The sequence below is a fragment of the Bacillus sp. JJ1127 genome (assembly GCF_036965845.1).
GTDB lineage: Bacteria > Bacillota > Bacilli > Bacillales > Bacillaceae_G > Bacillus_A.
On the sequence record NZ_JBALQK010000149.1, the window covers coordinates 1 to 19235 of the forward strand.

The 19235-nt window shown below is 36.4% G+C and carries 30 protein-coding genes and 1 pseudogene; 18 read left to right on the top strand and 13 right to left on the bottom strand.

Going from position 1 to position 19235, the window contains the following annotated elements; translation table 11 throughout:
* The first annotated feature begins 21 nt into the window (after window positions 1-21).
* Window positions 22-201, top strand: a complete 180-nt coding sequence (locus tag V7183_RS15385) for a hypothetical protein (RefSeq protein WP_335360104.1) — start codon at window positions 22-24, stop codon at window positions 199-201.
* Window positions 202-217: 16 nt separating this feature from the next.
* On the opposite strand, the gene V7183_RS15390 is transcribed toward V7183_RS15385, so the two are convergent.
* The 5 genes from V7183_RS15390 to V7183_RS15410 all read right to left on the bottom strand — a co-directional run bounded on the left by V7183_RS15390 (window position 218) and on the right by V7183_RS15410 (window position 2866).
* Window positions 218-475 (bottom strand): DUF3975 family protein, encoded by a 258-nt coding sequence (locus V7183_RS15390; RefSeq protein WP_097896862.1) that lies wholly within the window; start codon window positions 473-475, stop codon window positions 218-220.
* Window positions 476-490: 15 nt separating this feature from the next.
* On the bottom strand, window positions 491-805 hold the full coding sequence (locus tag V7183_RS15395; RefSeq protein ID WP_097896861.1) for a DMT family transporter: 315 nt from the start codon (window positions 803-805) through the stop codon (window positions 491-493).
* Window position 806: 1 nt separating this feature from the next.
* Window positions 807-1139 carry a DMT family transporter gene (locus tag V7183_RS15400; RefSeq protein WP_335360086.1) on the bottom strand — a complete coding sequence of 111 codons (333 nt, stop codon included), beginning with the start codon at window positions 1137-1139 and terminating at the stop codon, window positions 807-809.
* Between the two features lie 72 nt (window positions 1140-1211).
* On the bottom strand, window positions 1212-1793 hold the full coding sequence (locus V7183_RS15405) for a TetR/AcrR family transcriptional regulator (protein ID WP_335360087.1): 582 nt from the start codon (window positions 1791-1793) through the stop codon (window positions 1212-1214).
* Window positions 1794-1888: 95 nt separating this feature from the next.
* A complete protein-coding gene (locus V7183_RS15410) occupies window positions 1889-2866 on the bottom strand; it encodes a LacI family DNA-binding transcriptional regulator (protein ID WP_097896858.1) in 978 nt (325 codons plus the stop codon).
* Window positions 2867-3201: 335 nt separating this feature from the next.
* On the opposite strand from V7183_RS15410, the gene V7183_RS15415 reads away from it, so the two are divergent.
* Entirely contained in the window at window positions 3202-3747 is a 546-nt protein-coding gene (locus tag V7183_RS15415; RefSeq protein WP_335360105.1) for a DNA polymerase III subunit delta, read from the top strand.
* Between the two features lie 29 nt (window positions 3748-3776).
* On the opposite strand, the gene V7183_RS15420 is transcribed toward V7183_RS15415, so the two are convergent.
* Window positions 3777-4160: a rhodanese-like domain-containing protein gene (locus tag V7183_RS15420; RefSeq protein WP_335360088.1), complete on the bottom strand. Its 384-nt coding sequence runs from the start codon at window positions 4158-4160 to the stop codon at window positions 3777-3779.
* A 170-nt stretch (window positions 4161-4330) separates the two neighbouring features.
* Between V7183_RS15420 and V7183_RS15425 the strand changes: the two genes are divergently transcribed.
* A complete protein-coding gene (locus V7183_RS15425; protein WP_097896855.1) occupies window positions 4331-5167 on the top strand; it encodes a lipoate--protein ligase family protein in 837 nt (278 codons plus the stop codon).
* Window positions 5168-5197: 30 nt separating this feature from the next.
* Here the strand turns inward: V7183_RS15425 and V7183_RS15430 are convergent, their stop codons facing one another.
* The 3 genes from V7183_RS15430 to V7183_RS15440 all read right to left on the bottom strand — a co-directional run bounded on the left by V7183_RS15430 (window position 5198) and on the right by V7183_RS15440 (window position 7235).
* Window positions 5198-6040: a hypothetical protein gene (locus V7183_RS15430; protein ID WP_335360089.1), complete on the bottom strand. Its 843-nt coding sequence runs from the start codon at window positions 6038-6040 to the stop codon at window positions 5198-5200.
* 200 nt (window positions 6041-6240) lie between these two features.
* A complete protein-coding gene (locus V7183_RS15435) occupies window positions 6241-6912 on the bottom strand; it encodes a DUF1129 family protein (RefSeq protein WP_335360106.1) in 672 nt (223 codons plus the stop codon).
* Window positions 6912-7235, bottom strand: coding sequence for a PadR family transcriptional regulator (locus V7183_RS15440; RefSeq protein WP_097896852.1), 324 nt, complete (start codon window positions 7233-7235; stop codon window positions 6912-6914). Before V7183_RS15440 ends, V7183_RS15435 begins: the two co-directional genes overlap by 1 nt.
* A 241-nt stretch (window positions 7236-7476) precedes the next feature.
* Between V7183_RS15440 and V7183_RS15445 the strand changes: the two are divergent.
* The 3 genes and pseudogenes from V7183_RS15445 to V7183_RS15455 form a co-directional block, all read left to right on the top strand.
* Window positions 7477-7623, top strand: a pseudogene (locus tag V7183_RS15445) (spore photoproduct lyase family protein); the annotation flags it as partial.
* Between the two features lie 144 nt (window positions 7624-7767).
* On the top strand, window positions 7768-8196 hold the full coding sequence (mntR, locus tag V7183_RS15450; protein ID WP_097897058.1) for a transcriptional regulator MntR: 429 nt from the start codon (window positions 7768-7770) through the stop codon (window positions 8194-8196).
* Between the two features lie 103 nt (window positions 8197-8299).
* Complete coding sequence (locus V7183_RS15455) at window positions 8300-8956, top strand: HAD family hydrolase (RefSeq protein ID WP_335360090.1); 657 nt, start codon at window positions 8300-8302, stop codon at window positions 8954-8956.
* 20 nt (window positions 8957-8976) lie between these two features.
* Here V7183_RS15455 and V7183_RS15460 read toward each other — a convergent pair whose 3' ends face one another.
* Together V7183_RS15460 and V7183_RS15465 are read right to left on the bottom strand one after the other, a co-directional pair.
* Window positions 8977-9378, bottom strand: a complete 402-nt coding sequence (locus V7183_RS15460) for an SA1362 family protein (RefSeq protein ID WP_097896849.1) — start codon at window positions 9376-9378, stop codon at window positions 8977-8979.
* Between the two features lie 79 nt (window positions 9379-9457).
* The gene (locus tag V7183_RS15465) at window positions 9458-10381 is read right to left on the bottom strand and encodes a DUF1385 domain-containing protein (protein WP_335360091.1); all 924 of its coding nucleotides are present in this window, start codon (window positions 10379-10381) and stop codon (window positions 9458-9460) included.
* 243 nt (window positions 10382-10624) lie between these two features.
* On the opposite strand from V7183_RS15465, the gene V7183_RS15470 reads away from it, so the two are divergent.
* Genes V7183_RS15470 through efp form a run of 4 tightly spaced genes read left to right on the top strand, consistent with a single transcriptional unit; the run spans window position 10625 to window position 13248 of the window.
* Complete coding sequence (locus V7183_RS15470; RefSeq protein WP_335360092.1) at window positions 10625-11110, top strand: YqhR family membrane protein; 486 nt, start codon at window positions 10625-10627, stop codon at window positions 11108-11110.
* Between the two features lie 53 nt (window positions 11111-11163).
* Window positions 11164-11604: a type II 3-dehydroquinate dehydratase gene (gene aroQ, locus V7183_RS15475; RefSeq protein WP_097896846.1), complete on the top strand. Its 441-nt coding sequence runs from the start codon at window positions 11164-11166 to the stop codon at window positions 11602-11604.
* A gap of 4 nt (window positions 11605-11608) precedes the next feature.
* Window positions 11609-12670, top strand: coding sequence for a Xaa-Pro dipeptidase (pepQ, locus tag V7183_RS15480; RefSeq protein WP_335360093.1), 1062 nt, complete (start codon window positions 11609-11611; stop codon window positions 12668-12670).
* Between the two features lie 20 nt (window positions 12671-12690).
* Complete coding sequence (efp, locus tag V7183_RS15485) at window positions 12691-13248, top strand: elongation factor P (RefSeq protein WP_097896844.1); 558 nt, start codon at window positions 12691-12693, stop codon at window positions 13246-13248.
* A 35-nt stretch (window positions 13249-13283) separates the two neighbouring features.
* Here efp and V7183_RS15490 read toward each other — a convergent pair whose 3' ends face one another.
* Window positions 13284-13583, bottom strand: a complete 300-nt coding sequence (locus V7183_RS15490; RefSeq protein ID WP_438825174.1) for a hypothetical protein — start codon at window positions 13581-13583, stop codon at window positions 13284-13286.
* Window positions 13584-13624: 41 nt separating this feature from the next.
* Window positions 13625-14164, bottom strand: a complete 540-nt coding sequence (locus V7183_RS15495; protein WP_335360095.1) for a GNAT family N-acetyltransferase — start codon at window positions 14162-14164, stop codon at window positions 13625-13627.
* Window positions 14165-14373: 209 nt separating this feature from the next.
* Here V7183_RS15495 and V7183_RS15500 point away from each other — a divergent pair, with 209 nt between their 5' ends.
* The 8 genes from V7183_RS15500 to spoIIIAG are packed head-to-tail and all read left to right on the top strand — an operon-like array spanning window position 14374 to window position 19226.
* Window positions 14374-14655: a YqhV family protein gene (locus tag V7183_RS15500; protein ID WP_097896841.1), complete on the top strand. Its 282-nt coding sequence runs from the start codon at window positions 14374-14376 to the stop codon at window positions 14653-14655.
* 27 nt (window positions 14656-14682) lie between these two features.
* The gene (spoIIIAA, locus tag V7183_RS15505; protein WP_097896840.1) at window positions 14683-15609 is read left to right on the top strand and encodes a stage III sporulation protein AA; all 927 of its coding nucleotides are present in this window, start codon (window positions 14683-14685) and stop codon (window positions 15607-15609) included.
* Window positions 15603-16118 carry a stage III sporulation protein SpoIIIAB gene (gene spoIIIAB / locus V7183_RS15510; protein WP_097896839.1) on the top strand — a complete coding sequence of 172 codons (516 nt, stop codon included), beginning with the start codon at window positions 15603-15605 and terminating at the stop codon, window positions 16116-16118. Before spoIIIAA ends, spoIIIAB begins: the two co-directional genes overlap by 7 nt.
* Window positions 16119-16132: 14 nt before the next feature.
* Window positions 16133-16336: a stage III sporulation protein AC gene (gene spoIIIAC / locus V7183_RS15515; protein WP_000020914.1), complete on the top strand. Its 204-nt coding sequence runs from the start codon at window positions 16133-16135 to the stop codon at window positions 16334-16336.
* Window positions 16337-16344: 8 nt separating this feature from the next.
* Window positions 16345-16743 carry a stage III sporulation protein AD gene (gene spoIIIAD / locus V7183_RS15520; protein WP_255257262.1) on the top strand — a complete coding sequence of 133 codons (399 nt, stop codon included), beginning with the start codon at window positions 16345-16347 and terminating at the stop codon, window positions 16741-16743.
* A 10-nt stretch (window positions 16744-16753) separates the two neighbouring features.
* Window positions 16754-17926, top strand: coding sequence for a stage III sporulation protein AE (gene spoIIIAE / locus V7183_RS15525; protein WP_335360096.1), 1173 nt, complete (start codon window positions 16754-16756; stop codon window positions 17924-17926).
* Between the two features lie 12 nt (window positions 17927-17938).
* Window positions 17939-18571 carry a stage III sporulation protein AF gene (spoIIIAF, locus tag V7183_RS15530; protein WP_097896836.1) on the top strand — a complete coding sequence of 211 codons (633 nt, stop codon included), beginning with the start codon at window positions 17939-17941 and terminating at the stop codon, window positions 18569-18571.
* On the top strand, window positions 18561-19226 hold the full coding sequence (gene spoIIIAG, locus V7183_RS15535) for a stage III sporulation protein AG (protein WP_335360097.1): 666 nt from the start codon (window positions 18561-18563) through the stop codon (window positions 19224-19226). The genes spoIIIAF and spoIIIAG overlap by 11 nt, the downstream gene beginning before the upstream one ends.
* Window positions 19227-19235: the final 9 nt, after the last annotated feature.

Sequence of the window (19235 nt, forward strand, 5' to 3'; positions counted from 1 at the left end):
CAACAAAGGCTAAAAAGAAAAATGTTATTAGGAATCGGATCAATATTATTCTCTTTTGGACTTATATTGTCAAATGTTTACTCGGACATTCAAGTGTTTCCAAATATGAATAAAGGTATCGGTATGAGCGTTTTGATTGTTGGGATACTATGCCTTATCGCATCAAATTTTTATAGAAAATCTAGCCATACTACTAGGTAAATACAAAAAGGGACAGTTACTTCTTTTCAGAAGAACTGTCCTTTTTAAATAGTTTGTTCCAAAGCTTGGCGATATTCCAAATAATAATGATTATAATCGATGCAATAATTGACCAGGCGATGGATGCAACTTCAAGTGCCATGTTGGGAAGGAATGTAAGAATAGCGATTACTTTATGAAATAGCCATTCTATAATATGAAAGCCTACTTGTAATAGAATAACGATCCCAATTATAATCCCTGTTAAAATTTGTTTCCCTTTTTCTTTCCACATGACATTCACCTCACGTTAGCTCATTAATTTTAAGCCAACTGCACCGCATAAAATGCAGCTTAAAAAGGCAAGGCGACGCCAATCAGCTGATTCGCCGAAAACCAAGATGCCGAGAAGCGCACTTCCGGCAGTTCCAATTCCAGTCCAAATCGCGTAAGCTGTTCCCATCGGTAATGAGTTCATTGCAAGTGATAAGAAGAAGAAGCTTACACCGAAGTTGGCAATCAAAATAAGTTTTGGTGCCCAGCCTTTCTTTTTCGTGGCTACTTTCATAAACAGTACACCAAGAATCTCACAAATACCAGCAATAATTAAAAATACCCATGCCATTTTATGCAGCCTCCTTCTCTTCTTGTTCACCCGTTACTCGTTTTAAACCAATTACTCCAAAGAAAATTAAAGCGATAAATAGAATTTTTACAATGGAAAAAGGTTCGCCAAAGATGAAAATCTCTGTAAGAACGATTCCACCAGCTCCAATTCCTGTGAACACAGCGTATACAGTTCCGACAGGTAAATCTTTATAAGCTTTAAATAATAGGATAAAACTAATTGCGATTATAAGAGCGACACCAATCCATTCAATTGGTGTTGTTGCGTGTTTGAGTCCAATCACCCAAAAAATTTCAATAATGCCAGCTACAATTACATAAATCCATGCCATATGTTATTTCTCCTTCCTACCAGTCGTTAGGTAAAGGGCTGAAAAACGACGCATTGCTAAATAAGCAATCCGTCATTTTGAAAGGCCGTTCCAAAATACTTTCCAAGAGGCGTTTAAGCGGGTCTTAAAGCGATTTAAACCTGCGAATAATAGTTCAACCATAAGACCGTCAATTAAGCATAAATAAGCCTCTAAAGCGTCTTTTATTTCAATGTTATGCAGTTCACCTTGCTCATTTGCTCGTTTGAATACAGGAAATAAAAGTTCTCTAATGTTTTCAATGTGAGCATTTGCTTTTTCAATAATTTGCTCGCGAAATGCATCGGGCGGAAAATAAGAAGTGCGTAACCAAAACATTGATTCTTCACTTTCACCAAATCGCTTTGCGTAACCTTTTAATAAATTGATAAGCAATGCCTCAGTAGATGATTCTGAAAATTTTTCTATATCATCCGTAAAGCATTGTAAATCTTTGTGCAGAGCTGCTTCTAAGCAGATAAAATATAATTCTTCTTTTCCCTTAAAGTGTGCGTAAATTGATGGTTTTTTAATCCCGACCTCTTGAGCAATATTTGCTAATGAAGTCCCTTCATAGCCGTAGCGTGCGAAATGAGAAAGTGCTACAGCTTTAATGCGGTTTGCTGTCATTTTCATCCCCTACCTACCGTTCGTTAGGTTCATTATAAAAGAGAATAAACATAAAGTCAATGAGGCAAATGATTGAAAAAGAGTACCTAAATGGGCACTCTTTACACAGTTTTTCGTTCAATTAAATGGAAAGGGAGTTCCTCTGAGCTACCTATAATTTGTTCGGCCTGTATTTGCTTATGAAATAAAGAAAAGGCGCGAGCACCCATTGTTAGACCAGGATGTTCAATTGTTGTAATCTCTAATGCTTTCGAAATTTCATGGTTATCAAAGCCGAGAATGGCGAGATCTTCTGGTACACGTAGACCGTGTTTTCTTGCTTCAGTTATTAAACCAGCGGCTACTTGATCATTGGCGGCAAAAATAGCAGTTGGACGCTCTTTCATGTTTAAAATACTGTGCAGAACTTTTGCCCCATCTTGCATATTGTAACATTGGTAAAACATCCAATCTGGTTGTATTCTTTTTTTTGCAGTATGAAGAGCATCGGAAAAGGCTTTTTCACGCTGCTTTGTATTTACACTATTCTGCCTTGCTAAACAAAAACCAATCTTCTCATGACCTTTACGCAATAAATATTCTGTACCAATGCGAAATCCTTCATAATGATCAACATAGACGGATGAAATGAGGGAATGTATCATTTTTTCACATGAGATGATAGGAGCAAATTTTGCGAATGGTTCAATATGCTCCCAAGAGCTTGTTCGAGAGCATATAATCATGCCGTCAAATTGTTTCATTTTCATCGTTTCAAGAACTCGAATTTCTTCGATACTATCGTAATTTGTTTGGCATAAATTAATGTGATAACCAGCAGCTAATGCCTCGTTCCCAATCCCCTCAATAATCGTGCTGAAGTAGGGTAAATTGATAAAAGGAAGCATGACACCAATTGTAAATGTTTTTCCTTTTATTAAGTGAACCGCATTTATATTTTTTGCATAATTTAATTGTTCAACAGCGTCTAAAACGCGTTCGCGCTTTTCTTCACTTACATAGGGATGATCATTTAATACGCGCGAAACCGTTGTTATGGATACGCCAGCGGTTTTCGCAATTTGTTTTATATTTACCATATGTATCACCTCTTAGCTTATATTATAAAGGCAAATAGATAAAAATGGAAAGAAAGTGAAAAAAGCTTGACCTGAAAAGCTTTTCACAATCTATGTTATAAAAGGGCTTTCTGTTATTCGCGTAACCTTTTCGCTTGGGCGTAAGAATAGTGGAAAGTCTTTTTTTGTCTAAAAAGATACGATATGCTATGTCAAAAAGTGTGAGAATAACGAGGAAAGTTTTCAAAGGGAGAGTGAGAAGAAGGAGCGAATATGAACAACATATAAACGCTTCGTTCGTTAAGAGAGCGATATGAAAGGGCGGAAACAAATTGAAAAAAGGGCTCATTTGTTTCGTGTTTTCGAGTGTGTTACTTAGCTCATGTTCGTTTCAGCAAACGATGAAGGAAGAAAAACAATTTGTGGAAAGTGCAGGAGGGGCTGTAGATCGTATATCTGGTCCTATTGTATTACAGGATGTTTCTAAATATTTTCCAGCGCATTTTAAAGTTCCAACGTTTTTGCCGTATGACATTACAAGTGATGTCAAAGGGGAAGTAAGAACGATTGGGAAGAAGAATGCTGTCTTAACGATTAAATATAAGCAACAAGAGAAAGGACGCAAAGATTATGTGGAATTAACAGTTACGAACTTTTCTTACAGTTTTCCTTATATTGTGGAACAAAATCGATTTCAGGAACAAATGAGGTTGAATAATGGAGCAGCTGCCTATTTTAAAAATAAAGATGACGGTGAACGAGGAGAAGAATTTGCAACGCTGATATGGAAAGAAAAAGGACTAGAATATCAGTTGTTGTATCGAAATGCGACAGTACAAAATGAAGAAGTAATCAAACAGAACTTATTATATATTGCCAACAATATGGAAGAAAAGAACTAGCTGAGACTTTCAGCTAGTTCTTTCACATATTATTTCTTTTTAACTTTTCCAGTCCAAGATTTAAATCCGCCTTGTAGTTGGTAGAAATCTTTGTAACCTTGTTTTTTTAGATATTGAGCTGCACGACCTGTACGGAAGCCATTTTGACAATATAAATAAACTGGTTGATCTTTGCGAAGCTCTTTGTAACGAAGGCGAATTTGTGATAATGGAATGTTACGAGCACCTAAAATATGCCCTGCGTTAAATTCATCTGCTTCACGAATATCGATAAGCTGTGCTTTGCGGTAGCCAGCGCGAAACTCTTCTTCTGAAAGTGTTTTAATTAATTTTTTCTGATAGAAAAACATCCATACAGAGTAGCCGATGATTCCTACGATCACCGACAATATAATAATCAAATTTGTTGACACGATTCTATCGCTCCCTTTTTTCTTATCCTACTTTCAATATTATAATGCCCATATGTATTTATGCAACAGATTCATGTGGAGATAAGAAGAAATTTCGTATTCTTTCACAAATTTTGTCGAATTTGATAGACTAGAGATTGTGAAAAATAATTGGTTATATGAGGTGCAAGATGGGAAAAGAAAAATGGTGTTATATTAACTCTGGTCAATGTTCGCCGGCATTTAATATGGCGTTAGATGAATGTTTATTAAATTGGCAAAGTGAAAAGAAAATGCCTCCAACCATTCGTTTTTACGAATGGGAAGTACCAACATTAACAGTTGGGTATTTTCAGCGTGTAGAAAAAGATATCAATATGGATGTAGTAAATGAAAAGAAATATGGGTTTGTTCGCCGACAAACAGGTGGTAGGGGCGTATTGCATGATAAGGAATTGACGTACAGTGTGATCGTCTCTGAAGATCATCCCGATATGCCTAAAACAGTTACAGAAGCGTATCGCGTCATTTCACAAGGGCTACTAGAAGGTTTTAAGGCGCTAGGATTAGAAGCGTATTATGCGGTTCCAAAAACAGAAGCGGATCGTGAAAATTTAAAAAATCCACGTTCAGGTGTATGTTTTGATGCACCGTCTTGGTATGAAATTGTCGTTGAAGGCAGAAAAATTGCAGGAAGCGCTCAAACGCGTCAAAAAGGTGTAATTTTACAACATGGATCGATTCCATTAGAAATCGACTTAGATGAGCTGTATGATTTATTCTTATTCCCAAATGAGCGAGTGAAAGAGCGTATGAAGAGCATGTTTTCTTCTAAGGCTGTCGCAATCAATGAATTAACAGATCGTACGTTTACAATCGAACAGTTGATTGAAGCGTTCCAAGCTGGATTTGAAAAAGGCTTAAATGTAGAACTTGTACCATATGAATTAACAGAAGAGCAGCTTCATGAAGTAGAAACATTAGCAAAAGAAAAGTATGAAAGTGATGAATGGAATTATAAAAAATAAGGAGATGGCAATTGCCACCTCCTTATTTTTTTATAATAAATTAAGTACTTTTTCTACTTTGATTCCTTTTTCTTGTAAAGAACGAAGACGATTTACAACATCCATAATTTCTTTATCGAATGTAACGCTAATTCCTTGGCTTTGTAATTCTTCTTTTAAATTTTCAATAGAATCATCTATATCGATGCCAAGCTCATAATCTTGACACACTTCAATTGTCTTTTTTACAAGCTTTACATAATTTTCTTGTAATTTTGAATTGGCTTCATTTGTAACTGTTTGCTTCGGTTTTGTAGGTATAGCTGCAACCGTCTCTTGCTTTGTAACAGGAGTCGGTACTTCTTTTTTTACAGGTACTGGAGTAGGTCGTTCTACAACCGTTTCTGAACGCACTGGCTTCGGCGCTGGTGCCGGAGTAGGTTTAGGAGTTACAACAGGTTGTTCAACGCGTGTAACAGGTTTTGGAGCAGCTGTGACTACTTTAGGAGCCTCTACGACTACTTCTTTTTTAGGAGCTGTTTCTACAGGTGTTACGTCCTGTTCAGCAGCTTCTTTATTTTCTTTACTCCACATAACGCGTTCAATTTCTAGGGAAACATTGTTTTTGTTCATTGCTGTTAATGTAACTTTACCAACTTCAGCGTTACCTGTGAAATCGACAATTTTATAAATCACACTTTTGTTCCAATCCACATTTCCGCTCAAAAATAATTCTTCGTTACATTTCGGCGTTAAGCCCTCGATTTTAATTTCTGCGTTTACACCGTTTTCACTATATACCATAATTAGCGAAGCACTTACATCTTCATCTGCTAACATTAGTTCACGTACCATTTTGCCGGTGCGTACTTGCGTTTTCTTCTTAAGTGACATCAAATTTCCCCTCTCAAAAATTCAGTAATAATAAAAAAATCGTATAACGAAAAATAATTGCTCACGAAGAAATATGATACCGATAATAAAAGCATCACGTCAACAATTTACGTTAATTATTTTGCATTTTTCTTTTTTTCTTTATGAAATTTTTCAATTTGTAAAATTATACAGAAGAAAAACAGCCTTCCAAAAGGCTGTTAAAAGTTTGATTTTTTATATAGCAGTTTATATAAAATATAAAAGAAAATAGTGATTAAAGCATTTTGCCAAGTTGTTAAATGATAAGAAAGATAAGGTTGTTTTTTAAAGTAAATGTTTATAAATACCGCTGAGCAAAATGGAATAGAAAATGCGAGCCCGAACAGAATTCTTCTTTTCCAATTCATTGTTTGATTAAAGGAATAGCGCTTTAATAAATATAAAATGAAAAGTATGCCTAATATAATAATTAAAATGGAAAAAGTAGTTCCAGGAATACTAAATGATGGGCCTGTCAATTGAGTTGTTTTTTCAAAAAGTAAAATAAAAAATGAAACAATTGTATCCATCCCAAATTGTATAGCAAGTAACAAACTAATAGCAAAACCAATCATGGATGTTTTTGCTAATTTTGTTTGGTTAGGTAAAGCTAATATGAGCTCATCACAATAAGATTGCAAGTTATCACCAAAAATATCATAAGCATTCTTACCATCTTTTTGAGCTTCAATAAGATGGTCTAAAATTTCTAGTAATAGCTCCTCTACTTGTTGTTCTGGAACATTAGCCAATCGTAGATATACCAACATGTCCCCATAAGCAACTTCATTTTCAGGTGTTAGAAGCTCACGTTTTTTATTATTAAGTTCTACCAATTCGTTTGCGTTCATCATTCAGACTCTCCCCGCAATAAATTATTTACCGTTGTCGAAACCATCCCCCAGCTCTTTTTAAACTCTTCTAGCTGTTCGAATCCTTTATCCGTTACATGGTAATATTTTCGCTTTGGACCAAGGCTTGAAGCTTTTAATGTGCCAGCAATGAGTTTTTCTTTTTGCATTCGTAATAAAAGGGGATAAATGCTACCTTCGCTTACGAATGTAAAACCATGTTGGTTTAATTTCGTACTTAGTTCGTACCCATACACCTCTTCTTGGGAGATGATGTATAAAATGCATCCTTCGAGCACACCTTTTAGCATTTGACTATGCATGAGTTCACCACTTCCTAGTAACTTGTTGTGCAAGGTAGCTGTTATTTGAATTATAGCACTTCAGTAACTTGCTACGCAAGTTACTGAAGTGGAAAACTTTAAAAAGCGGTAATCTTTCTCTGCTATCCATACTAAAAAAGGGGGGGATTGTATGAAGCTGTTTATGCCAAATCTCGTTTATTTCGAACCAAAGGCGTTTGAATACCCGTTTGGAAAAGAGCTATATGAGAAATTTACAAAGGATGAAGAAAAACGAAAATATAAGTGGGAACGGTGTGGAATCGGAAAATATGTGTATCAAAAAGATGATGCGGTGAGGCTAGAAAAAAAGATTAGAGGTTATATTCATAAATTTTTCCCTAATGCGGAAATTCAATATTTTACATGAGAGAATCTGTAGATGAATACAGATTCTTTTTTGTTTTATATATTTAGGCTTGTTTCCACCCTTGTCACGTTATTCTTTCTGGTGTATCATTTTATTGATTGCTTAGTGCGGAATACACAAAATGAAATTGGATGGTGGAAACCGATGCCTACCCCTAGTATGGAAGATTATATTGAACAAATTTATTTGTTGATTGATGAAAAGGGATATGCCCGCGTATCTGATATTGCTGAAGCGCTTAGTGTGCATCCATCCTCTGTAACAAAAATGGTACAAAAATTAGATAAAGATGAATATCTAATTTATGAAAAATATAGAGGGCTTGTATTAACAACAAAGGGTAAAAAAATCGGAGAACGTCTTGTATATCGTCATGAATTACTAGAGCAATTTATGCGTATTATCGGTGTGGATGAAGGCAAGATTTATAATGATGTAGAGGGAATTGAGCATCATTTAAGCTGGGAAGCAATCGATCGTATTGGTGATTTAGTACAATATTTTGAGCAAGATGAGCTTCGAATTGAAACACTTCGCGGTGTTCAAAAAGCAAATGAAGAGCAGGGGAAGTAAAGGGAACGAAATGCGTTTCCTTTTTTGTTTAGAAGAGGAAATCACTTGGTTTAAGTTGAATGTATAGAAATGTGAAAATCGTTTTGTAAAAGGCGGGATAGGAATGAAAGCAATTATTTTTGACTTTGATGGATTAATTGTAGATACAGAAACGATCTGGTTTCAATCTTTTCAGGAGGTAGTTCGCGAATATGGTGGGGACTTACCTCTAGAGGAGTTTGCGAAATGTATTGGAACAACAGATGAAGTGCTTTATACATACATTGAACAACAGTTAAAAGAAAAATTTAATCGGGATGAGTTAAAAGAAAAAGTCTCGATTTTGCATCAAGAGAAAATGAAAATGCCAGTAGCTCGCGATGGGGTGAAAGAGTATTTAGAAGAAGCAAAAGAAACTGGATTGAAAATCGGTTTAGCATCTAGTTCTTCAAGAGAATGGGTTGTTGGATTTTTAGAAGGGTTAGGTATTCGAGAGTATTTTGAAGTCATTAAAACAAAAGAGGATGTAGAGAAAGTAAAACCAGATCCAGCGCTGTATAGAGTAACCATTAAAGAGTTAGGGATAGAACCTGCAGAAGCTGTTGTGTTTGAGGATTCGTTAAATGGATTGAAAGCGGCGCTTGCGGCAGGATTAGCATGCGTTGTTGTGCCAAATGAGGTTACAAAGACTTTGCAGTTTGAAAATCATCATCTGCGTTTAGGAAGTATGAAAGAAAAGAGTTTAACGGAAGTACTTCAATATGTAAGGAATCGAGCGTGAAAAAAGAAAGACCGTATTTCCTAAAAGGAAGCACGGTCTTTCTTTTTATTTTTTTTACCTTCAATTACGGTTAAATGAGATTGCTTTCGTTTTCGTTTTAACGAAGTTGGATTTCCTTTCTTCCCTTTGTCATCGGAAGCGTTTCGTTTTAAGAAAGAATTGCTTAGGGGTGCTACATTTTGTTTTCCATATTTGCGGTTCGATTGTTTCGCAGCACGCTTATAGGAGTTTTGCGAATTGGCTGAACCACTGGAGTTTGTGAACATTTTGTATAGCAAGTAAAAGATACCAACAACAAGTAACATAATACCAATGTTTTGTAACATTCCTTTCGGATCTGTAATTGCAGATGAAACGAGACCAAATATTGCTAAACCAATAATAAGCACAAATATAGCGAACATAAACGAACGACCGTTCATAAGGAACACCTCCTAAAAACATATATTAAAATTAGTATATTAGCGATGAGGAAAGGAGTTGAACATCATTTTTAAATAATTATTGTTGTTTATTTTCTAAACGTAATAATTCTTCAAATGATGCGATTGCAACTTCAACTTGATCATCTGCAGGTTCTTTTGTTGTTAATAGTTGAAGCCATAACCCAGGGTATCCTAATAGGCGTAAAACCGGAATATCTCGCAAACGATTTGTAAACTGCAAGACTTCAAAAGAAATACCAAGAACAACTGGAATCAATAAAATACGGTTTACAACTCGGACCCAAAGAGGATCAGTTGGAACAAGAAAGTAGATGAACATTCCGATAATAACTGTAAATATAATAAAACTACTTCCGCAGCGATAATGGAGGCGGGTTTGTTTTTGAACATTTTCTACAGTCAGTGGAAGGTTATTTTCATAAGCATTAATTACTTTATGTTCCGCACCGTGATATTGAAATACCCGCTTAATAAGTGGGGTTAGTGAAACAAAGTATATATAGCTCAGTAATAGAATGAGCTTAATGATGCTTTCGACAATGATTTGCCCAGTATGAGATGGGAAAATCGGCCTTGTCAATTCCGCTAAAAGTGCCGGAACCGCCGTGAAAATGACTTTACCGAATATAAATGATAACACCCCGACTGCTGCTACTCCTAATATCATCGTTAATTTTGACTGTTCTTCTTTTTTTTGTGCAAGTTGTTCATCATTTTCTGGATGAACGTCGAATCGTTCAGAAGCAAAGTTTAAATGCTTTGCTCCATTGGCACTTGCATCAATAATAACGGCGATGCCTCGTAAAAATGGAACTTTCTTTAGTATGGTTAATACTTTATTACGAACGCGTGGCAATCGATAAAATTCGATTGATTCATCTTTACGACGAACCGCTGTAACAGTATATTCTCTACCGCCAAACATAACTCCTTCTATGACCGCTTGCCCACCATATATTTGTTTTGACTCTTCTGCCATGTTAACACCAACCTGTATTTGTTTCTCTCTTATATAGAAAAGAGGCAATTGTCATACTTGGTTCTGTCATTGTGAGATTTGACAATTACCGAGTTTCCTATATTTTATCGAGAAATACAAGCGGATGACAAGAAAAAATGTTACGAGAGTAGGACATTTCTTATTCTTTTTATAGACAAATTTCGCATGATTTAAACATGCTTCAAAATAGTTTCGGACATACTAGTAAGCGGAGGTGGCAACGTGAAGCAGGAACAATCAGAGATAAATAAATTTGTACAGATTGGTTTATTTGGTGGCGTTTTTTGGGGAAGTATATGGTATTTTCTTCATTTTTTCTCATTTACAGAAGCTGGACCAAACTATTTGCTTTTACCATTTGCTCTTGGGAATTGGAAAGAAGGAGCTTGGGGAAATGTATCGGGTATAGTCTGTATGGGGCTTCTTTCTATTTTAGTGGCGTTTCTCTATAAGGCTCTTTTCAAAAGATTTGAAGGGGTACTACCTGGAATATTGTATGGGCTTTTTTGGTGGAGCATTTTATTTTTCGGGCTTGGTTCTATTGCACCTGTTATTAAAAATGCACTTCATTTACCGAAAGAAACAATTGTTACAACGATATGTATCTTTATTTTATATGGTGTATTTATTTCATATTCTGTTTCGTTTGAAGCGAATAATGAGAATCGAGGAGAAGGTGTAGAGAAGACAAACTATTCAAACAAGTGATTCCTGTGTTAGAATGTTGTATAGACATTCTTTATATTAAGGAGTTTAAGAAGATGAAAAAGTTACTCCTCGTAAACGGTCCTAATCTAAATCGTCTCGGTGTTCGAGAGGTGAATGTATATGGAAAAGGAACGTTAGCGACGCTTGAAACAGAGATAAAGCAAGAAGCAGAGAAATTGGGAGTGGAGTTAGAGTGTTTCCAATCGAATCATGAAGGTGCTCTTATTGATATCATTCATGAGGCTGATGATACATATGAAGGAATCATTTTAAATCCAGGAGCATTTACGCATTATAGCTACGCGATCCGAGATGCGATTGCGAGTATTTCGATTCCTGTTATTGAGGTACATATTTCTAACATCCACCAGAGAGAGTCGTTTCGTCATGAATCGGTGACGGCACCTGCCACGGCAGGACAAATTGTTGGATTTGGTTTTTATGGCTATAAGTTAGCGTTATTTGCATTATTGGAGAAACTTAGGGAGGCATAAACTGATGGAAAAAATCACGAAATTAAGAAGTGCATTTAATGAAGCTGGTATTGATGGTATTTTATTAACGAATGAGTATAGCCGTAGATACATGACGAATTTCACAGGGACAGCTGGTGTCGTACTCATTTCTAATGAGCGTGCGCTGTTTATTACAGATTTCCGCTACGTAGAGCAAGCTGGTAAACAAGCTGTTGGCTATGAAATTGTACAGCATACAGGACCAATTCTTGATGAAGTTGCCAAACAAGTGAAAGAATTAGGAATTCAAAAGCTTGGCTTTGAGCAAGATACTCTTACATATAGCTCTTATACAGCATATAAAGAAGCTGTTGAAGCGGAATTTGTTCCAACTTCTGGACTTGTAGAAAAGTTACGCTTGATTAAGACGGATTCAGAGATTAAGATATTAAAGGAAGCTGCACAGATTGCAGATGCTGCCTTTGAACATATTCTATCATTCATTCGCCCAGGAGTATCTGAAATTGAAGTGTCAAATGAACTTGAATTTTTCATGAGAAAACAAGGAGCAACATCTTCTTCGTTTGATATTATCGTTGCTTCAGGACTTCGCTCAGCATTGCCGCATGGTGTGGCATCTGAAAAAGTGATAGAAACAGGAGATTTCGTAACATTAGACTTCGGTGCTTATTATAAAGGATATTGCTCGGATATTACTCGTACGATTGCAGTCGGTGAACCATCTGATAAATTAAAAGAAATTTACAATGTCGTTTTAGAAGCGCAGCTGCGTGGTGTGAACGGCATTAAAGCTGGTTTAACTGGCCGTGAAGCTGATGCATTAACACGTGATTACATAACGGAAAAAGGATACGGTGAATATTTCGGTCACTCTACTGGTCATGGAGTGGGTCTTGAGATTCATGAAGCACCAGGCTTAGCATCTCGCTCTGAAACGGTACTTGAGCCAGGCATGGTTGTGACAGTAGAGCCGGGTATTTATATTCCAGGTGTTGGTGGTGTACGTATTGAAGACGATATCATCGTAACAAGTGAAGGCAATGAGGTAATTACAAAATCTCCAAAAGAACTTATTATTTTGTAATACACAGGAGGATTTTTTGCATGATTTCAGTAAACGATTTTCGTACAGGTTTAACAATCGCGGTGGACAATGGCCTATGGCAAGTTATCGATTTCCAACACGTAAAGCCAGGTAAAGGTGCTGCGTTCGTTCGCTCTAAACTACGTAACCTTCGCACAGGTTCTGTTCAAGAAAAAACATTCCGTGCTGGTGAAAAAGTAGAAAAAGCACATATCGAAAACCGTCGTATGCAATACTTATACGCGAGCGGTGAGTCTCACGTATTCATGGATAACGGAACTTATGAGCAAATCGAACTTGGTGAAGCTCAAATCGAGCGCGAGCTAAAATTCTTAAAAGAAAACATGGAAGTAGCTATTATGACATACCAAGGCGAAGTACTTGGAGTTGAACTTCCAAATACTGTAGAGTTAAAAGTTGCTGAAACAGAGCCAGGTATTAAAGGTGACACAGCTTCTAACGTAACAAAACCAGCTACATTAGAAACTGGTCTTGTTGTACAAGTACCAATCTTCATTAACGAAGGCGAAATGCTTATCATCAACACAGGTGAAGGTAAATACGTTTCTCGTGCATAGTTAGAAAAAGCACTCGTGATTATCACGGGTGCTTTTTACATGAAATAAGGTAGATAATAAAAAATGGTTATAACAAGACTGATAACAACAAGAGACAGAGTACCAGTTATGTATGGATTTAAATTGATTTGAAATGGCTTTATTTCTCCTGTTTCAACACCCGTCAAGCCTTTATATACAGCATGATCCATATTGGCATTCCTTGATATACTCATGATAATGAACCATATAACCGCAAATATACTTAAACTTCCTAGAAAAAAGGTCTCTATAAATGACCAACCAACTAGCTTTGAAAAGAGGTAGATACCAACAAGCTCTAATACAATTGTCATAAAGAATTTAACTTTCTTCACTTTGATACCTCCTCATTCTTTCATTTCATCCAATTTAAAAAGTTTTCTCGAGAGACAACGTGTAGTGTACAAGGAGACTTTGTTTCCTTTTCTAATGCAGCGTGTTCATCTGGAAATTTCTTTTCTACGTGTAGTGACATATAAGGTAATTTCTCCTGTGCTTTTAAAGAACGGATATTCGTAGTTTTGGCACCAGCAAATACATGTTTTAGATGTAATTCTTCAAATGCGATTTTTAAAATCGCCTTTTTAGCAGCCTCATTATATCCTTGTCCCCAATAAGGATAACCTAGCCAACTACCGATATGAGATTGCTTTTTTTCATAATTGATGTGCTTGAGGGTAGTGATGCCAATTACTTCTTCTCTTTCATTTACAATCACTCTTGATAGAGAATGCTTTTTCTGTTCGTCTTCCATTGTAAGACGAATAAATGCTTTCGTGTCTTCGATAGTCTCCACTTTTAGACCTAGGGTGTCTTTCACATGTGGATCGCTTGATAATGTAAAAATGATTTCTGCATATTGTAAATCAAATGGTAATAATAGGATATGTTTCATAACCTATCTCCTTTCTTTATTAAATATAACATAAAATAATACGAATATTCAGATTTTAGTGATGGTTAAAGTAGAAAAATTATGTTTTTACTTCTGAAATAGACAACCTCTGCATATGGTTGTACAAATCTATTCTTTTTGAAATACGGCTTTTTTAGTAAGTCTAAGAAGCTGCTTGAAAAGTAATTGTTAGGAGAGAAGGTGGAAGAATGAAACAGTGGCTGGCGGCAATGGAAACATCCGTGCTTGTCATGGGATTGCTTCGGTTGTTTTCAGGTAGTGTGGAGATATTCGCCGCTTTGCTTATGCTCTATGTGAATGATGCGAAAAAGGCATTGTTTATAAACGGTATGTTGGCATTTGTTGGACCGACTGTATTAATCATAACGATGTCAATCGGCATTGCGAGCGTCGCAAGTGAAATTTCTTTTTTGAAACTTTTTTTTCTAACTCTTGGAATTGGCTGCATTTTTATTGCAGTGTTGAAATAGTAAGTCAATTATAGTGGGGAGAAGCCGATGAAGGAAGTATTAGAGGTTTTACCAAAAACGATGAAACAGTTCATTGAAGGCTGTAAACAATATCATGAATTAGAGGAAATCCGGGTTCGAATTGGAAGGCCGCTCGAATGTATCGCATACGGAGAGGTGTTTTTTTATGATTATATCGTCACAGCAGAGGATGCCATTTATTTATTAAATAAGCTGAGTCAATATTCAATTTATACGATGGAAGAAGAGTTAAAACGCGGGTATGTTACGCTGCGTGGTGGTCATAGGATTGGTTTGGCGGGAAAAGTAATTACAGAGAAAAGTGCAGTGAAGATGATCCGAGATGTTTCATCATTTAATATTCGGATTGCTCGTCAAAAAATGGGAATTGCCGAACCTCTTCTTTCTTATTTGTATGAATCACGTTGGTTAAATACGATGGTAATTGGACCGCCACAAACAGGGAAAACAACACTTCTCAGGGATGTGGCACGTTGTATGAGTCAAGGGGTCCGTCCTCATGAAATTCCTTCTTGTAAAGTTGGAATTGTTGATGAACGCTCAGAAATTGCGGGATGTGTAAAAGGGATTCCGCAATATGAATTTGGTCCACGGGTTGATGTGCTGGATGCTTGTCCAAAAGCAGAAGGAATGATGATGATGATTCGTTCTATGAGCCCGGATGTATTAATCGTTGATGAAATTGGGCGCATGGAAGATAGTGAAGCAATTATGGAGGCAGTCCATGCTGGTGTTCAGCTTTTTATAAGTGCGCACGGATTTTCTTTTGATGATGTAATGAAGCGACCGTCTTTAAAGGCTGTAATGGAACTTGGTGTGTTTGATCGCTTTATTGAACTATCAAAAGCAAAGGGCCCTGGAACCGTTGTTCAAGTGAAGGATAGAGATGGAAAGCCTGTTCAAAGGCGAGGGAAGGTTCAAAGTGTATGGTAAAAATATTTGGTGCGGTGTTAATTGTAGTAGTTACTACTTTCTTTGGTTTTTCGTACGCCAAAAGATATAGTGAACGTCCGCGTCAACTGAGGCTTTTAAAAGCAGCGCTTCAATCGTTAGAAGCTGAAATTATGTATGGACATACGCCTTTATCTGAAGCGGCAGAACGCCTAGTAAAGCAAATGCCAAGGCCATTACATTGGATATTTCAAAGTTTCTCTAAACGGCTAGAGAGCGGTGAACAGACAGTTAGAGAGGCTTGGTTTGACAGTTTACAAGAAAATTGGAAACTAACTGCATTTAGACAAACTGAATATGAGATTTTGCAACAATTCGGTGAAACGTTAGGGCAGCATGATCGTGAATCGCAGCAAAAACATATTCGCTTATGTATTACACATTTAGAAAGAGAAGAGGGAGAAGCGAAAGCGCTGCAACTTCAATATGAAAAGATGATAAAAAGCTTAGGTGTGTTAGCAGGACTACTCATTGTAATTTTACTGCTATAGGGGGGAGAAAGGCGATGTCCATTGATGTTGGATTAATATTTCAAATCGCCGGAATCGGCATTGTTTTAGCTTTCATTCATACCGTATTAAAAGAATTAAAGCGAGAAGATATTGCAAACTGGGTTATTCTCGTTGGGTTTGTCGTTATTTTATTTCATGTTGCATTTCTGATTAATACTTTGTTTGACAAGATAAAAAGTGTCTTTCTCTTCCAGTAAAGGAGGCGATTCGAATCGAGATTATACAAATTGTCGGATTAGGCCTCGTCGCAACTTTTTTAGCTGCTGTTTTGAATCAACATAAATCTAGTATCACGTCGTTGTTCATTGTGTTCATTGGTAGTGTAATGTTTCTTTTATTAATCGATCAAATCCATTCTATTTTAAGAATGATTGAGAGAGTTGCAAGTGAAGCAAAGGTAAGCAATGTATACGTAGAAACGCTGCTGAAAATCATTGGCATTGCTTATATTGCCGAATTTGGTGCTCAAATTACAAAAGATGCTGGTCAAGGGGCGATTGCTTCAAAGATTGAATTGGCAGGGAAAATTTTAATCCTTGTCATGGCTATTCCGATTTTGACAGTTGTAATTGAAACAATCCTTGGTTTTTTACCTACGGGATAAGGGGGAGTGAATGTTGCGAAGGTTTGGAGCTAAGCTACTGTTTGCTTGCTTCCTTTTCTTTTCTTTACCAATTGTTGTACAAGCTTCTCCTTTAGAAAAAAACGTCGTAGATCAGCAATTAGATAAACTCGGAATCGAAGATGTGAAGCAGTATTGGGACGGGCTTGTCACAAAATATGGAGGCTATTTACCAGAGAGTCAAAAGGGAAGTTTTATGGAATTTGTAAAGGGAGAAAAGGAATTTTCTATAAAAGAGTGGATGACAGGGCTATTGAAATATTTGTTCCATGAGCTTGTTGCAAATGGAAAATTACTTGGGACGCTCATTATGCTCACAATTTTTAGTGCATTATTACAGTCCTTACAATCCGCTTTCTCAAAGAGCAGCGTGAGTAAAATTGCTGATGCAGTTGTATATATGGTGCTGATTATTTTCGCTTTAAATAGTTTTTATGTAGTCATGACGTATGCGCGAGAAACAATTCAAACGATGGTAGATTTCATATTAGCTCTACTTCCTATTTTACTAGCACTCATAGCGACAGGGGGCGGGGTTGTATCGGTATCATTCTTCCATCCGATTATCATTTTTTTAATGAATACAAGTGGGATGCTCATGAACTATATTGTACTTCCTCTTTTATTGCTTGCGACCATCTTAAGTATTGTGAGTACAATGAGCGATCAATATAAAGTTACGAAATTGTCCAAGCTCCTGCAAAATGTAAGCGTTGGGATTATTGGTATCTTTTTAACCGTTTTTCTTGGTGTATTATCAGTGCAAGGGACAGCAACAGCAGTTGCTGATGGGATAGCAGTTAAAACAGCGAAGTTTGTAACAGGAAACTTTATTCCGGTGGTAGGAAGGATGTTTACAGAAGCGGCAGATACTGTGATTAGCGCTTCTGGGTTGTTAAAGAATACAGTCGGAATTATCGGGCTTGTTATTTTATGTTTAATCGTTGCGTTTCCGGCGATTCAAATCTTTTGTATTGCATTTATTTATAAATTTGCCGCAGCAGTACTACAGCCAGTTGGCGGGGGAGCTATTATTCAGTGCTTGGATATTATAGGACGAAGTATTATCTATGTATTTGCTTGCTTAGCTATCGTATCGTTTATGTTCTTTTTAAGTATTACCATTATTATTGCCGCGGGGAACATTACCCTTATGATGCGATAGGAGGTGGCAAGTATGCAATTTGTTACAGAGTGGATTAGAAATATTATCGTTTTTTTACTCTTGGCGACAATGCTTCATCTTATCCTTCCCAATTCAAATCTACAAAAGTATGTCAAATTTGTTGTGAGCTTATTGTTAGTTGTTTTAATCTTGACGCCGCTATTTAAGTTATTACAAACAGATGTAAATGAAGTGATTGCGAATTTTAATCAAGAAAAATATGTAACAGATGGATCGGTAAAAAATTCAATTGATACAAAGAAAAAAGAAATACAAGCTCTCACACGTGCATATAGTTTAGAAGAGATGGCTGTCAAAATGAAAAAAGAAGTTGGAAAAGAGTTTGAGAAAAAGTATGGTGTGACAGTGTCTGAAATAAAAGTAATTGCACCAGAAACGAAAGAAGAAGTAAAAACAGCAAAGGATATCCAATCTGTCATTGTGACACTAAAAGAAGCTGAACCGAAGAAAAATGATGCAATTGAAACAGTAAAACCGGTTGAAATTAATACGAAAGAACCACGGAAAACTTCGGAAGAAACAAATGTAGAAATGAAAGAGTTCTTTTCAAACAAATGGCAGCTAGAGGATAAACAAATCCAAGTTCAAATGGAAGGAGGGACAGGTAGAGTAAATGGACAATAAAGATAAAAATTCAAAATTCTCGTTTTTTCGAAACTTATTGAAAGGGGACGAAAAAGATGATAAGGAGAAGGGGAAAAAGGTAACACCAAAGTTTTTGCTTGTCCTACTCATACTTGGAATTTTGCTTATGTTTTCTAGCAATTTCTTTCAAACAAAAAAAGAAGAAGTGCCCGTGTTCAAAGAAAAGACAAGTCAAGATTCAGGAAAAGATGTGCCGACCTTTGGGCAAAAGAATAGCGACAACATGTCAATTGTAGAAAAATACGAAAAAGCATATGAGCAAGAATTGAAATCTGCATTAGAAGATATAACAGGGGTAAAAGATGTATCTATTACAGTGAATTTAGATTCATCTGAGGAAAAAATACTTGAAAAAAATACTGTGAAGCGTTCACAAACAACAAGTGAAACCGATAAAACAGGAGGCACAAGAAAAGTAGAAGATGAGTCTCTTGATGAAAAGACGGTCATTATACGCGAAGGTGATAAAGAAACTCCAGTTGTTTTACGAACAGAGAAACCGAAAGTACGTGGTGTCCTTGTCGTAGCAAAGGGAGTGGATAATATACAAATAAAAGCAATGGTAAAAGAAGCAGTGACGCGTATGTTAGATGTACCATCTCACCGCGTTGCAGTATTACCAAAAAAGGGCTAGGGAGGAAAT